Annotated in this window: 15 protein-coding genes; 13 read left to right on the forward strand and 2 right to left on the reverse strand. The window is 58.6% G+C overall.

What is annotated here, in order from left to right:
* Positions 1 to 329 precede the first annotated feature (329 nt).
* From OL236_RS00080 to OL236_RS00115, 8 genes are all read left to right on the forward strand, one after another.
* Positions 330 to 2162, forward strand: a complete 1833-nt coding sequence (locus OL236_RS00080) for a hypothetical protein (protein WP_265070872.1) — start codon at positions 330 to 332, stop codon at positions 2160 to 2162.
* Positions 2110 to 2976 (forward strand): hypothetical protein, encoded by an 867-nt coding sequence (locus OL236_RS00085; protein WP_265070873.1) that lies wholly within the window; start codon positions 2110 to 2112, stop codon positions 2974 to 2976. The genes OL236_RS00080 and OL236_RS00085 overlap by 53 nt, the downstream gene beginning before the upstream one ends.
* Positions 2967 to 3719 (forward strand): DUF6339 family protein, encoded by a 753-nt coding sequence (locus OL236_RS00090; protein ID WP_265070874.1) that lies wholly within the window; start codon positions 2967 to 2969, stop codon positions 3717 to 3719. Before OL236_RS00085 ends, OL236_RS00090 begins: the two co-directional genes overlap by 10 nt.
* A 1-nt stretch (position 3720) precedes the next feature.
* Complete coding sequence (locus OL236_RS00095) at positions 3721 to 4026, forward strand: nucleotidyltransferase family protein (RefSeq protein WP_265070875.1); 306 nt, start codon at positions 3721 to 3723, stop codon at positions 4024 to 4026.
* Positions 4016 to 4168, forward strand: coding sequence for a HepT-like ribonuclease domain-containing protein (locus OL236_RS00100; protein ID WP_265070876.1), 153 nt, complete (start codon positions 4016 to 4018; stop codon positions 4166 to 4168). Before OL236_RS00095 ends, OL236_RS00100 begins: the two co-directional genes overlap by 11 nt.
* Positions 4114 to 4239 (forward strand): hypothetical protein, encoded by a 126-nt coding sequence (locus OL236_RS00105; protein WP_265071833.1) that lies wholly within the window; start codon positions 4114 to 4116, stop codon positions 4237 to 4239. The genes OL236_RS00100 and OL236_RS00105 overlap by 55 nt, the downstream gene beginning before the upstream one ends.
* Positions 4229 to 4732, forward strand: a complete 504-nt coding sequence (locus OL236_RS00110; RefSeq protein WP_265070877.1) for a nitroreductase family protein — start codon at positions 4229 to 4231, stop codon at positions 4730 to 4732. The genes OL236_RS00105 and OL236_RS00110 overlap by 11 nt, the downstream gene beginning before the upstream one ends.
* A gap of 303 nt (positions 4733 to 5035) precedes the next feature.
* On the forward strand, positions 5036 to 6346 hold the full coding sequence (locus OL236_RS00115; protein ID WP_265070878.1) for a dicarboxylate/amino acid:cation symporter: 1311 nt from the start codon (positions 5036 to 5038) through the stop codon (positions 6344 to 6346).
* A 19-nt stretch (positions 6347 to 6365) separates the two neighbouring features.
* On the opposite strand, the gene OL236_RS00120 is transcribed toward OL236_RS00115, so the two are convergent.
* Both OL236_RS00120 and OL236_RS00125 read right to left on the reverse strand, forming a co-directional pair.
* Positions 6366 to 7547: a multidrug effflux MFS transporter gene (locus OL236_RS00120; RefSeq protein WP_265070879.1), complete on the reverse strand. Its 1182-nt coding sequence runs from the start codon at positions 7545 to 7547 to the stop codon at positions 6366 to 6368.
* Between the two features lie 527 nt (positions 7548 to 8074).
* Positions 8075 to 9553, reverse strand: coding sequence for a class I adenylate-forming enzyme family protein (locus tag OL236_RS00125; RefSeq protein WP_265070880.1), 1479 nt, complete (start codon positions 9551 to 9553; stop codon positions 8075 to 8077).
* Between the two features lie 199 nt (positions 9554 to 9752).
* Here OL236_RS00125 and OL236_RS00130 point away from each other — a divergent pair, with 199 nt between their 5' ends.
* The 5 genes from OL236_RS00130 (at position 9753) to OL236_RS00150 (ending at position 12990) form a co-directional block, all read left to right on the forward strand.
* Complete coding sequence (locus tag OL236_RS00130) at positions 9753 to 10781, forward strand: ABC transporter substrate-binding protein (protein ID WP_009646958.1); 1029 nt, start codon at positions 9753 to 9755, stop codon at positions 10779 to 10781.
* Between the two features lie 110 nt (positions 10782 to 10891).
* On the forward strand, positions 10892 to 11113 hold the full coding sequence (locus OL236_RS00135) for a hypothetical protein (RefSeq protein ID WP_009646993.1): 222 nt from the start codon (positions 10892 to 10894) through the stop codon (positions 11111 to 11113).
* On the forward strand, positions 11085 to 11690 hold the full coding sequence (locus OL236_RS00140; RefSeq protein WP_009646960.1) for a zeta toxin family protein: 606 nt from the start codon (positions 11085 to 11087) through the stop codon (positions 11688 to 11690). The genes OL236_RS00135 and OL236_RS00140 overlap by 29 nt, the downstream gene beginning before the upstream one ends.
* A gap of 187 nt (positions 11691 to 11877) precedes the next feature.
* On the forward strand, positions 11878 to 12093 hold the full coding sequence (gene secG, locus OL236_RS00145; protein WP_006193800.1) for a preprotein translocase subunit SecG: 216 nt from the start codon (positions 11878 to 11880) through the stop codon (positions 12091 to 12093).
* Between the two features lie 147 nt (positions 12094 to 12240).
* Complete coding sequence (locus OL236_RS00150) at positions 12241 to 12990, forward strand: alpha/beta hydrolase (RefSeq protein ID WP_265070881.1); 750 nt, start codon at positions 12241 to 12243, stop codon at positions 12988 to 12990.
* Positions 12991 to 12996: the final 6 nt, after the last annotated feature.

Genomic DNA, 12996 nt, shown 5'->3' on the forward strand with positions numbered 1-12996 from the left:
GAGCCTAGGCTCGCTGCCTGTTCTTTTCTTGTTGGCCTTGCAGCCTGAACCCCTGGCGGGATTCGATTATATTGCCACCAGGAGGAACCATACGCGATGATTCCTTCTGGTGGTTAGTAAGGTACGGCACTAAAGGCGGGATGACGCTTAGTCCACCTGCCGCACCTTTATTATAGCATATTGGCTCGTATATGCAAGAGGGCGCAGGTAAATTTTTGCAATATTTAGCTTTTGTTAATTTTTGGCCGCACCTCACGCATTGTCACTGGGCGGTCTCTTTGCTATACTAGGAAACGTATAGGAATGAGGTGGAAAAATTGTTTCCTTTCATGGACAGGAAGAAGGGCGGCTGGCGTGCGCCGGCAAACGACAGCGGCGAGCTTGTCGGCTACAACGACCTCGCACGCGTTTCCTTCGGCATACGCACGGTGCACTACCTCGTGCGCGAGACGATCCAGAACTCGCTCGACGCGCGAAGAGATGACGCTGAGGGCGCCGTCCTCGTTTCCTTTCAATCGTTTGACATCCCGCGCGAGAAGTTTCCGGGGCGCGAGGATTTTCAGAATATCCTGGAGCGCTGCTTCCTCAGCAATCGGGACGACAAGAAGTGCCGCGAGGCGTTCGAGCGTGCGGCGGATGTCCTCAAGGCGGAGCGCATCGCTGTCCTTCGCATCAGCGATTTTCGCACGCGCGGGCTTGAGGGGGCGCTCGCGGGCGAGAAGGGTTCGCTTTGGAGCGGACTCGTCAAGGAGCAGGGTTTTTCCGTGCAGAAGGAGGAGAACGCGGGCGGCAGCTTCGGCATCGGCAAGGCGGTCGTCTATAGCTGCTCGGAGCTTCGCACGGCGTTCTTCGCCTCGTTGGACAAAGACGGCGTGGAATCGTATACGGGCGTCGCGAAGCTCGTCTCCTACAGGGACGAGAAGGATCGATGGACGACGGGCACGGTCTATTACAGCGACGAGAACAAGAAGGCGCTCTTGGACATCTTCACGCTCGATCCCGCTTTTCGGCGGCGCACGAGCGGCACGGACATCTTCATCATGGGACTCGTGCCCATCGAGGGCTTGGAGCAGGAGATGATCCGCGCCGTTCTCGACAATTTCCTTCTCGCGATATGGCTGGGCAACCTGGAGGTGGAGATCGGCGATCACCGCATCACGAAGACGAGCCTCGGCCTTTACGCGGATTCACTTCCCGTTGAAAAGACGGCTGGCAGTCCGCATCACAAGGAATACTATGAGGAGAACCGCATGATCCAGCGCTACGCGCGCATGCTTCTAGGCGAGGATGAGGCGACGCAGAGGATCGAGCTTCGTGCCGCAGAATACGGTGCGAAGTATGGCTTTCCCGACGGCGCGGCAACGCTCTTTTTGACGCGCGGCGAGGGGCTGAACCGCCGCATCCTCATGTCGCGCCACATCGGCATGAAGCTCTTCGAGCAGAAGGGGTTTCCGAGCGGCATCGACTTCACGGGGATCTTCCTCATCAAGGAGAACGCGATGGGGCAGGCGTTTCGCCGCATCGAGGTGCCGTCGCACGACGCGTGGGAGCCGGGTGTCCTGCAGGACGCGGCAGAGGAGAAGCAGGCGAAGGAGATGTACCTGGGGCTCAAGCGTTACCTGAAGGAAAAGGTGCGCGAGCGGCTGATGGCGGAGGAGGAGCGCGGCGTCGACGCCTTCGGCGCGGGCGATTTCCTGCCCGACTTGGAAGACGCAGCCGTGCGCCGCGCCCTTGCTGCACGAAAGGGCGGGCGCAAAGAGGAGCTTCAAAGCGGTGTCGAGAAGATCCGCAAGAAGAAGGCGGCGGCATCGCGCCTCTCGCCGCTTCACATGCGCTCTTTTTGCGTCGAGCGCGAGAAGGGACGCTATCGCCTGAGCCTCATCGCGCCGCGAAAGGTCGAGCGCGTGCGCCTGGAGCTTTTTCTCGCAGGCGAGCAGACGGATGTTCCCGTCAAGCTGCTTGCGGCCTCGCTTTCGGGCAGAGCCAGGGCGAAATTGGTGAAGTTCGAGAAGAACGTCATCGAGCTGCAGAGTGTCGCGAAGGGCGCGAAACTCTTTGTCGACTATACGATGGATTATCGTGACTACTGCCTGATGGAGGTGAAGTACGTTGAAGATCCGGGGGCATCTGGCGCCGTATCCGCTGCTGGCGAAGACGAATGACAGCTACCGCAAGTCGTCGTTCGACGGTATCGCCGAGCTGAAGGCGTCGGGAGGAGAACTGCGCCTTGAGTTTCGCGCCGTGCTTCGCTGTACTTCGCTCAGGAACCTCGTGCGTGCGGGGCTTGCTGGCTATGCGCTGCACGTCGAGTCGCCCGTCACGTCGTATCGCCGCCTCTTCGAGTTCAACGATGCGCCGTTTCATTTGACGCTGGCGGCGGACGAGGTGCGCGTCTCTCTGCAGGTCACGCCGTTCGTCGTCGCGAAGGCGGCGATCGAGGGATACGCGAGCGATGATTTTCATGAAGCCTACGAAGGGCAGGTCTTTTCCTTCGCACGCGGACATATCCTCGCCGTCGATCAGACGACGGAATTCCTGCTGCAGGCGCATGACGAACGCGAGACGCTTCCTTCCATCGTGCGCGTCGAGCCTTTGGGACGCGAGGCGGGCGAGGCGGCGCTTCGCGTCGACTGCGGCTCGGACTACATCGTCGCTCGTCTGCCGCAAGGCATGTACGACGCTTATCGCCGCTACGCGAAGGGCGTCTACAGCGCGACGTTCCTCTCGTGCGTCGTCCAGCCGGCTCTCACTGCGGCGCTCGAAAAGCTGCAGAGCGGCCTGCGTGCGGGGGAAGAGCCGAGGACGCGCTGGCAGAGGGTGCTCGTGCATCTCTTGGAAGAAGAGAAGATCGATGTCGCGGCGAAGGACGCAGAGCCTCTCGCCGTCGCCCAGCGCCTCCTGCGCGATCCGCTGAACCGCGCCGTGCAGGAGTTGGAGGATCTGGCGCAGCGCGAGGAGGTGGGCGCATGGAACTGAGCTTCATGACGCAGGCGGGCATCGACGATATGAAGACGCATGTCGAAGAATATGCCGCGATGTATCAGAGCGCGGACAATGCGGCGATGCTCGCGCATCTTTCGGCGCGCGGCTATCTCGAAAAGACGGAGTTTGCCGCACTTTCGCCCATCGAGCTTCTGACAGAGGGCGACTTTGCCTCGACGGACGTGGAGAACGTGCGGCGCATTTACGGCGCATGGCGCACGCTCGCGCCCTATACGGCGGCGGATGAGCGCTTCTGGGCGGGGCTTTCGCACACGCTCTTCTGGCGCTATATCCATTACCGCAAGGAAAAGGATTTCGGTGAGGGAAAGGCCGCCGCGCTTCGGAGCGATTTCTTCTTCGCGCAGGGGCGGCGCCGCTCGCTCTTCGTGAATCCGATCGCCCGCCTGTGGTGGGCGGGGCACGTGGTCTTCGATGAGCGCCGCCGCGATCCGTTCGAGCTTCTGCCCGTGCTCGCGCAAGAAGCGTTCGCCTCGCAGCTCGTGCTCCTCGCCTCAAGCAGCCTCATGAGCCGCAGGGAGACGCGCTTCGCCGTGCTCGCGCTCTTGGAGCGCTTCGAGCGCGGTGGGAGGAAGGTCAAGCGCGAGCATCTGCAGGCGCTCCTCGGCCGCCTCAACGAGATTTCCTCGCTGACGCTCGTCGACATGCTCGCGCAGGAGGAGATCGAGAAACGGTTGGAAGGAGCGCTTTTCCCGCGATACGAGAATCGGAGGGATTGATATGCCGAAGGGGATTTTTACGTTCGACGAAATAAAACGGCGATTGCAGCCAATTTTTACTAGCCATCGGATTCGTCAGGCGATTCTTTTTGGTTCTTTCGGCAAGGGGACGGCAACGCAAAAAAGCGATGTGGATTTATTGGTGGACAGCGATTTGCGCGGACTGAAATTCATGGGCTTCGTGGAGGAGTTGCGCGAAGCTTTGGATGATAAGGATATGGATGTGTTCGATGTCGCTCATATCGAGCCTAAGTCTCGGATTGTCGAGGAAATTAAGCAGACGGGGATCGAGATTTATGCGCGATAAGATCAGGAATCGCATCGTTCATGACTACGAGGGCGTGAATTTGCGGCTTATTTGGGAGATTGTCTCTGACGACATGCCAGCGTTGCGATGCGAATTGAACGGTATGAAGAAGTGGTTTGGCGAGGGCGGACAGGTGTGCTGACGCTCGTCGACATGCTCGCGCAGGAGGAGATCGAGAAACGGTTGGAAGGAGTGCTTTTCGATGGAGAATGACGTCGTGTTTCAGCGCCGCAGCATAAGGAAATATCAGGAGAGGCCGGTCGAGCCGGAGAAGGTCGAGCGCATCCTGCGTGCCGGGATGCAGGCGCCGTCCGCCTGCAATCAGCGGCCGTGGGAGTTCTTCGTCGTCGAGAACCGCGAAAAGATCGCCGCGCTCGCCAAGGTCACGCCCTATACGGGCTGCGCGGCAGGAGCGCCGCTCCTCTTAGCGCTCGTCTACCGTACGGAAGGCTTGACCGTGCCTCGCTTCTCGCACATCGACATGGCGGCGGCGCAGCAGAACATCTGGCTCGAAGCGACGTATCTCGGCCTCGGCGGCGTCTGGTTCGGCATTGCTCCCTACGAGGAGAACATGAAAAAGGTGGAAGAAATCCTCGAAATGCCCGCGAATCTCAAGGCATTCTCCCTCTTTGCCATCGGCTATCCGAATGAGAGAAAGCTGCACGCAGACAGGTTTGAAGCAGAGCGAGTGCATTATGTGAGGTGAGGACGGAGGGATTTGTCACTGTATGTATGGACGGGGTATGAGACGCAGTGTACGAGAATATACATTTGAAAAGACGGGCTGTCATACGGAGCGGAAAAAGCTTCGTATGACAGCTCGTCTTTTCTGCGCTTTCGAGGATTTTGTAAGATTTCTTGTCGTGCCCCTTGACAGTGCAGGCGGAGATTCGTATAATATAAACCATACTGATTTTATATGAATTATCAACCGCCTACTTCTGAGGAAGCGGTGATTGGTTTGTCGACGTGGCGGGAGGCTTCCTGCCATGCAGAAAGAAGGGGTATCATGTCGGAAGAAAAGAATCATGCAGCCGTCGAGGAGACGGCGCAGGCGGCGATCGCAAAGAGCCGCCAAAACGGACAGGGCAAGCAGTTTGTCCTGTGGTTTCTCGCGCTCATTGTCGGCGCCGGCCTTGGCTGGCTGAACGTCGGGCCTTTGAACGAATTGTTTGATTTTGTCGCAACGGTATTCACGCGCCTCTTTCAGTTCATCGCCGTGCCGACCATCGCTCTCGCTGTCATCACGACGCTTGCGGCGCTTGGCGCGAAGAAGGATACGGGACGCATCTTTGCCCATGCTGTCACTTATACACTGTTGACGACCATTTCGGCGGCGACTGTCGGACTTGCACTCTATGTGTGGATAGCGCCGGGCAACTTGCCCGCTGAGATCATCGGAGCAGGTACGGCCGATGTGCCGCAGAAGCTTGGGACGCTTTCCTACTATGACCACATCCTTTCGGTCATTCCGAACAATTTGCTGCAGCCGTTCCTCTCGGGCAATGTGCTCTCCGTCATGTTGATTGCGGCATCTGTCGGGCTGGCGCTCGCCTTCATGCCAAAGACGGAAAATCGTGCCGTGCTGTTGAAGGCGCTCCATGGCGCACAGGAGCTTCTCTTCACACTGATCCGTGCACTGCTCTACGTTCTGCCCGTCGGCATCCTAGCATTTGCCGCGCAGCTATCGGCACAGATCGAAGCTGGTGTCATCGTCGGTGCGCTCGGCAAGTATACGGCTGTCGTCCTCGGCGGCAATCTCATCCAGTTTTTCATCATCCTGCCGCTCTTCCTCCTCGTGCGCGGCCTCAATCCGCTCCATGTCTTCCGCAAGATGGCGCCGGCCGTCACTGTGGCGCTCTTTACGAAGAGCTCGGCGGGCACTTTGCCCGTGACGTTGGCTTCGGCGGAGAAGAATCTCAAGGTGAATCCGACTGTCTCGCGCTTCGTCCTGCCGATCTGCACGACGATCAACATGAACGGCTGCGCGGCCTTCATCCTCGTGACCTCGCTCTTCGTCATGCAGAATGCGGGCTTTGAGATTACGCTCGGCACGATGGTCACGTGGCTCTTCGTCGCCGTCCTCGCCGCCGTCGGTAATGCGGGCGTGCCCATGGGCTGCTACTTCCTGACGCTCTCCTTGATGTCCTCGCTCGGTGCGCCCTTGGGGCTTATGGGCGTGATTCTCCCCATCTACACGATCATCGACATGATCGAGACGGCGGAGAACGTCTGGTCTGATGCCGCCGTCTGTGCCATGACGGATCACGATCTCGAAGGAACGCTCGACGACGAAGAGGTACACCCAGCGGAAATTTGAAGGAAGCACGAAGGCGCCCTCAGCCGTTTTTGACGTTGCTGTAGAAGACGATTGCGCCGAGCGCGTAGCCGGTGAGCATGAGAACTGCCATGGGAATCGCCGTATGGTCTCCTGCGATGCCGACGAGGGGCATCATGACGCCGCCGAGCACCATGGAGAAGAAGCCGATGAGAGCCGACGCTGCACCCGCGTTCCTGCCCTGGCGTGAGAGCGCGAGCGAGAAGCTCGCCGTTCCCATGACGGAGAGCGGCACGACGGTGATGAAGAGCAGGACGATGGTGAGCGCGAGCGGGGCGAATCCCGCAAGGAGGGAGGCAAGGAGGAGCGCACTGCCGACGAGCGGTACGAGGAGCGAGGCCTTGAGCATGGAGATGTCCTTGACGCGTCCGGCGAGGCGTGCGGGCAGGAGTCCCGCGAGGAAGAGTCCCGTGCCGATGCCGCCGAAGATCAGGCTGTAGCCTTGCGCCGAGACGCCGTAGATGTTCTGAAAGACGAAGGAAGAGCCGGCGATGTAGGAGAAGAACGCGCCGAAGACGAAACACTGCACGAGGCAGTGGCCGAGAAAGTAGCGGTCGCGAAGGAGCGTGGGAAAGGCATGGAAACTCGCCGTCATGCTCTTTTGGCGCTTCCCTTCGGCCAGCGTCTCACGCGTTTTGAGCGTCCAGACGGCGAGGAGGACGCCGATGGCGGCGAGCACGGCGAAGACGATGCGCCACGAGGAGAAGACGAGGAGCTGTCCGCCGGCGACGGGAGCGAGGATCGGCGCGAGTCCGTTCACGAGCATGAGGATGGACAAGAAGCGCGTGAGCTCGACGCCCTCGGCTACGTCACGCGCGATGGCACGCGCGATGACGATGCCGCTCGCGCCCGCAAATCCCTGCAGAAAGCGCAGTGCGAGAAAAGGTTCGATAGAGCTTGCGTAGAAGCAGCCCGCCGAGACGAGAGCGAAGGCGACCATGCCCGCAAAGAGCGGCCGTTTGCGCCCGTACATATCGCTCAAAGCCCCGAGGAAGATCTGCCCGATGGCCATGCCGAGCAGCGTCATCGTCAAAGTCAGCTGCGTCGCCGAGGTCGAGGCGGAAAATTCTGCTGAAAGCTCGGGCAGAGCAGGCAGGTACATGTCGGTCGCCAGCGGCGCCATAGCCGACATTATGCCTAGAAAAATAGTCAGGCTTATGCGACGGAGTTTTGTCGTTTTCATAAGTACACTTCTTTCTAGCAGATATTCCATTAAAATACAGAGGGAACAGGGTTTCCCAGTTCGAGGGTCGTCGGATTGAAAAAAATTAGAAATCGTTGGCTTTATCCCTTGACTAAACCATTGTCCTAGAGTATAATTAAAAACAAGAACAGAAGCTCCGTCGGACTTCCGGAAAAGCGGGATACGACGGAAGCCCAAGGGATGTCCTCCGCCATAGGGGACAACAATCGGGTGGAGCCGAGGATTGGAACTGACCTCGCACAGCGTGCAGTACATTCGTACAAATCGATGGCTTTCAGCAGCCCGCGTCTCCCTTACAGGAGAAGCACGATGCACACGGCGCGGATCAAGCCGCTCTTGGTACCCGTGGGGAGGACGTCCCGTCCAAGACCTCATCCCTTCATTTGCGCCGCGTTCTGCGGCGCCTTTTTTTGTTTGTGCAGAACCGTAAATAGAAAGAAGGGACGGGAAAGCCCCGCCCCTTCCTCGCTTGCCGCCCTGCGCGGCATTTTCTTTTTGTGTGGGCCTCACTTATCCTCGCGATAGAGGCGTGCGATCTCGCGCTTGGCAATCTTTCCGGTCGAGGTGCGCGGCATTTCAGGAATCTGGCAGAACTCGCGCGGCACCTTGTAGACGGCGAGATTCTTCTGCAAGAACTTCTTCAAGGTGCGCATGTCGACCTCTTCGTTCTTCTTGACCGTGTAGTAGCAGGCGCCCGCCTGCCCGCGCAGAGGATCGGGAATGGCGATGACGGCGGCGTCCTCGATGCCGGGGAAGGAGTAGACGAGCTCTTCGATCTCGCGCGGGTAGACGTTCTCGCCCATGCTGATGATCATGTCCTTGATGCGGTCGACGATGTAGACGAAGCCGTCCTCGTCCATGCGCGCGATGTCGCCCGTATGCAGCCAGCCGTCCTTGAGTGCACGAGCCGTCGCCTCGTCCTGATGCCAGTAGCCCTTCATGACGGTTGGCCCTTTGACGAGCAGCTCGCCCGCCATGCCTCGTGCGAGTTCCGTGCCGTCGGTGTTGGCGATGATGACCTCAAGCCCCTTCATGGGCACGCCGATAGAGCCGGGGCGGTAGTGACGCGGCGAGTCCATCGTGACGACGGGAGAGGCCTCGGAGAGTCCATAGACCTCGTAGATCGTGAGGCCGAACTTTTCGCGGTAGGCGGCAGCGATTTCCTGCGGCAGCGCCGTGCCGCCGATGCCCGTCAGGCGAAGGCTCTTGAGGTCTTCCGCATCTGCCTGACGCGTGAGGATGGCGCAGACGGAAGGCACGGCGTACATGATAGTGACCTTCTCGTCGCGGATGGCGCGGATCGTCTCCTTGGGCATGAAGCCGTTGACGATGACGATCGTGCCGCCGGCTGTGAGCGTCGCAAGGACGGAGCACGTCCAGGCAAAGCAGTGGTACATCGGCAGCACGCAGAGAACCTTGTCGTTCGGCGTGATGGAGTGATGCTCCATGACCTGATGCGCGTTCGTGCACTGGTTTCGATGACTGAGTACGGCGCCCTTGGGGGCGCCTGTCGTGCCCGAGGTGTAGATGATGACGCAGGGATTTTCCTCTGAGAAGATGTTCGAAAGCTTCGGCGCGGGCATGGCGCTTGCGGGCTTCATGACGTCGAGGAGGGGCAGCTGATGAAGCTCACCGCCGTATCCCTGCTGTCCGAGGTGGGATTCGAGGGGAAGCTCCTTTTCCGTCACGAGGTGACGCACGCCCGCGTCCTTGATGATGTAGGCGACTTCGCGCACGCTGAGCTGGTAGTTGAGCGGGACGGCGACAGCGCCGAGCGAGTTCACAGCGAGGTAGGCGATGAGGAGTTCGACGCGGTTATGGGAAAAGAGCGCGACGTGGTCGTGCGCACGGATTCCGGCGGCGTAGAAGCGGTCACGCGAGGCTCTCAGGGCTTCGCGCAGTTCGTCGTAAGTGATGCGGCGACCGCGGTCGATGACGGCGATGTCTTCGCCGCGCCCGTTTTGCAAGATTTCGTGCAGTAGCATGGAACACATCCTTTATCTCTGAAAAAAACATTGCTCATAGCTGAATTTTAAGGCCTAAAGGTCTATAAGTCAACTGAAATTATCATTGTATGGATTGACAAAAACGGTGTTCGATGCTAGATTTAAGATAGTATTAAGTTATGCCTTGGATAGTGGATGTTTATGCTTGTATCAAGGAGTGCGAAAAGGAGAGAGCGATATGAGGAAAATCTTTGCCTTGCTGCTTGCTGCATTCGTGGCGATTGCAGCTGCGGGGTGTACGACGAATGGGCAGGACGCGAGCAAGGTCGGCAGCGCAGAACCGGGTTCCGGAAACCGCAAGATCACGATGGGCTACTCGCAGATCGGCGCCCAGTCCACATGGCGCGCCGCGCATACGGCGTCGATCAAGCAGGCAGCGGAGGACGCGGGCATCGAGCTGCAGTTCTCCAACGCGGAACTCAAGCAGGAGAATCAGATTCGGGCGATCCGCTCGTTCATCGCGCAGAAGGTCGACATCATCGCCTTCTCGCCCATCGTGGCGACGGGTTGGGATGAGGTGCTGAAGGAAGCGAAGGCGGCGAAGATTCCCGTGATCATCGTCGATCGCGACCTTCAGACGAACGACGATAGCCTCTACGTCATGCGCATCGGCACGGATTCCGTGCGCGAAGGGCGCGAGGCGTTCCGCTGGCTCGACGGCTATATGTTGGCCAAAGGGAAGAAGCCGCGCGACGGCGGTGCGAAGTTCAACATCGCCGAGATCAAAGGCCCTGCAGGTTCGTCCGTTGTCGAGCGACGCGACACGGGCTTTCGCGATGAGATGACGGCATCGCCGAACAAGGACGCCTATGAGATTCTCGTCGCACAGAACTCGACGTTCCAGAAGGACGGCGGCAAGCAGGTCATGACGGAGATGCTTAAGAACTACAAGGACAAGATCGACATTCTCTTCGCGCAGAACGACGATATGGCGCTCGGTGCGATCGAGGCGATCGAGGCGGCGGGATTGAAGCCCGGACAGGACATCGTGATCGTTTCGTGCGACGGCACGCGTGCGATCTTCCAGGCGATGATCGACGGCAAGAGCAACTGCACCGTCGAAGGCAACCCGCTGCAGGGGCCGCTCTTGATGGAGATGGCGAAGAAGGTTTTAGCCGGCGAGAAGGTCGAGCGCACGGTCTTCGTCAAGGACAGCGTCTATCCGGCAGAAATCGCCCCGATGGCGATACAGGAAAGAAAATATTGATGGGAGGGGCTGTCGCACATGCATTGCTGTGCAACAGTCCCTTTTCGTTGAAAACGGAAAGGGAAATGTGATATAGTGGCAGTTAGGGGAAGATTTTTGAAGGAGGCGGCATGATGGCAACAGATGCAATCACGGATGAAATGGTCGTGCGACGTGTTGATGCGGCGGTGCGTATTGCGCTTGAGAAGAACAAGGCTATGGGGGTGCCAAGCATCGTCTATGATCGCAAGACGCAGAAAATCTATGAACTGAGAAGTGATGGCACGCGCGTCCCCGTGGCGGAGCGTGCGCGGAAGGGGCGTTATGGTGAGCAGCACGCGGAAGAAACCTGAAATTGTCCTTTTCGCCGGCCCTAATGGATCGGGCAAGAGTACGTTTACAGAGGTTCTGCGTCCCATTATGGACTATATCAATGCCGATGAAATCAAGAAGAATCTTAAATGCAGCGACATCAAGGCTGCGCAGATCGCAGAACATCAGCGCGAAGAATGTCTAAGCAAGCTGCGCGATTTTTGCTTCGAAACAGTGCTCTCCACATCACGCAATCTGTATTTGCTTGAGCGGGCAAGGGATGCGGGCTATTTTATTCGTTGCTATTATGTTTTGACTGCAGATCCACGAATCAATGTATACCGTGTGAAGATGCGCGTAGCTTCAGGAGGGCACGATGTTCCAGAAGAGAAAATCTATACGCGCTATGATCGTGCTATGGCTCTTGTTCCTGCGGTCGTAGCGGTGAGTGACATTTGCCATATTTACGACAATTCGGAGGCGCAGGCATTCCGTATTTTTAAGAAGCGAAAGGATGTGTGCTTTTTTGATGAATGCGATGATTGGAGAAGGAAAAATATTGAGATTTTAACAGGGATTGCGAATATGGAGCGGAAAAACTTGAATCATCGCATGTAGTTTGCATGAGAAAGCCAATCGGTCTGCACTTTCGGCTTGACCTGTTGGGGATTCATAAGAAAAAGCGCGGCGTCTGATGGCCGCGCCTTTTTCTTGACTTCTCGGGCTTTCATGATAGAATAGTATAATAAGGAGGAGAGGAGAGACTCTCTGAACTGGAGGAGGTTCACTTTTGCTTACGTTATTGATGGTGCTTGATGCGCTTGTCGCCATACTCCTGATTGTTGCCGTCTTGGGGCAGGAGCCTAAGTCTGCGGGCATGGGCGGCTTCGACGGGGGCGGCGGCGATACCGTGTTCAGCGCGAAGGCGCGCGGCATGGATGCGCTCTTGGCGCGTGTGACAGTCGTTCTGGCGGTGCTTTTCGGTGCGATTACGCTCGTGATTGCCAAGATGACGATGTAGGGCGGCCATAGAGCGCAGAGGGGTTCTGCGCTTTCTTGGCAGCTGTTTGCGGCGGACGCTCGGCAAAAGGCCGGGCGTTTCTTTCTATTGGAGGGGCGCGGCCTGTGGGGCTTTTCTGGCTACAGCCGTCGAGGGAGGGGTGCGGCGATGATCATCGAGGGAGCGGAGCCTTTCCTTTTGCCGGGCGGCCCGCACGGCGTGCTGCTCCTGCATGGCTTCACGGGCATGCCGCCCGAGATGCGGCTTCTCGCCGAAGCCCTTCATCGTGCAGGTCATACGGTGCTTTGCCCGCGCCTCGCCGGGCACGGCACGAGTCCCGAGGATTTGGCACATATGGACGCTGAGGACTGGTACGATTCGGCTCTCGATGGCTATGCGATCCTTTCAGGGCTCGTGCCGCGCATTTCTGTCGTCGGTCATTCGATGGGGGCGCTCCTCGCTCTTCGTCTCGCGGCGCAAAAGAGCGTCACGGGTGTCGTGACGCTCGCAGCACCGATCTTCATTGACGAGGGGCGCGGCATGAAGCACCTGCCGCCGCGCAGCGCGTGCATCGGCAGGTTTCATCCGAAACTGCGCAAGGCTCTGCGCGACGTGCCCGAGTTCTGCAATGTAACGTATGACAGGATGCCGCTCGTCGCCATCCACGAACTCGTCGGCTTCATCGAGCATGTCAAGGCGCTGCTGCCAAAGGTATATGCGCCGCTCCTCCTCGTGCACTCGCTGCACGACCGCACGGCGCACAGGAGAAGCCTCCGCTATATCTATGACCATGTGGGGGCGGCGCATAAGGAAGTTCTTTGGCTCGTGCGCTCGGGTCATCTCGTGATGCTCGACGCTGAGCGACGGGCGGTCTTCCGGCGTACGGCATCGTTTTTGCGCGAGATGGGGAGCGTTTGAGAGAAT

The organism is Selenomonas sputigena (assembly GCF_026015965.1).
Lineage (GTDB): Bacteria > Bacillota > Negativicutes > Selenomonadales > Selenomonadaceae > Selenomonas.

Bases quoted from the DNA above. Each gene is read 5' to 3' on its own strand.
- OL236_RS00080 (WP_265070872.1), top strand. From the start codon at position 330: ATGGACAGGAAGAAGGGCGGCTGGCGTGCGCCGGCAAACGACAGCGGC.
- OL236_RS00090 (WP_265070874.1), top strand. From the start codon at position 2,967: ATGGAACTGAGCTTCATGACGCAGGCGGGCATCGACGATATGAAGACG.
- OL236_RS00095 (WP_265070875.1), top strand. From the start codon at position 3,721: ATGCCGAAGGGGATTTTTACGTTCGACGAAATAAAACGGCGATTGCAG.
- OL236_RS00100 (WP_265070876.1), top strand. From the start codon at position 4,016: ATGCGCGATAAGATCAGGAATCGCATCGTTCATGACTACGAGGGCGTG.
- OL236_RS00105 (WP_265071833.1), top strand. From the start codon at position 4,114: ATGCGAATTGAACGGTATGAAGAAGTGGTTTGGCGAGGGCGGACAGGT.
- OL236_RS00110 (WP_265070877.1), top strand. From the start codon at position 4,229: ATGGAGAATGACGTCGTGTTTCAGCGCCGCAGCATAAGGAAATATCAG.
- OL236_RS00115 (WP_265070878.1), top strand. From the start codon at position 5,036: ATGTCGGAAGAAAAGAATCATGCAGCCGTCGAGGAGACGGCGCAGGCG.
- OL236_RS00120 (WP_265070879.1), bottom strand. From the start codon at position 7,547: ATGAAAACGACAAAACTCCGTCGCATAAGCCTGACTATTTTTCTAGGC.
- OL236_RS00125 (WP_265070880.1), bottom strand. From the start codon at position 9,553: ATGCTACTGCACGAAATCTTGCAAAACGGGCGCGGCGAAGACATCGCC.
- OL236_RS00130 (WP_009646958.1), top strand. From the start codon at position 9,753: ATGAGGAAAATCTTTGCCTTGCTGCTTGCTGCATTCGTGGCGATTGCA.
- OL236_RS00135 (WP_009646993.1), top strand. From the start codon at position 10,892: ATGATGGCAACAGATGCAATCACGGATGAAATGGTCGTGCGACGTGTT.
- OL236_RS00140 (WP_009646960.1), top strand. From the start codon at position 11,085: ATGGTGAGCAGCACGCGGAAGAAACCTGAAATTGTCCTTTTCGCCGGC.
- secG (WP_006193800.1), top strand. From the start codon at position 11,878: ATGGTGCTTGATGCGCTTGTCGCCATACTCCTGATTGTTGCCGTCTTG.
- OL236_RS00150 (WP_265070881.1), top strand. From the start codon at position 12,241: ATGATCATCGAGGGAGCGGAGCCTTTCCTTTTGCCGGGCGGCCCGCAC.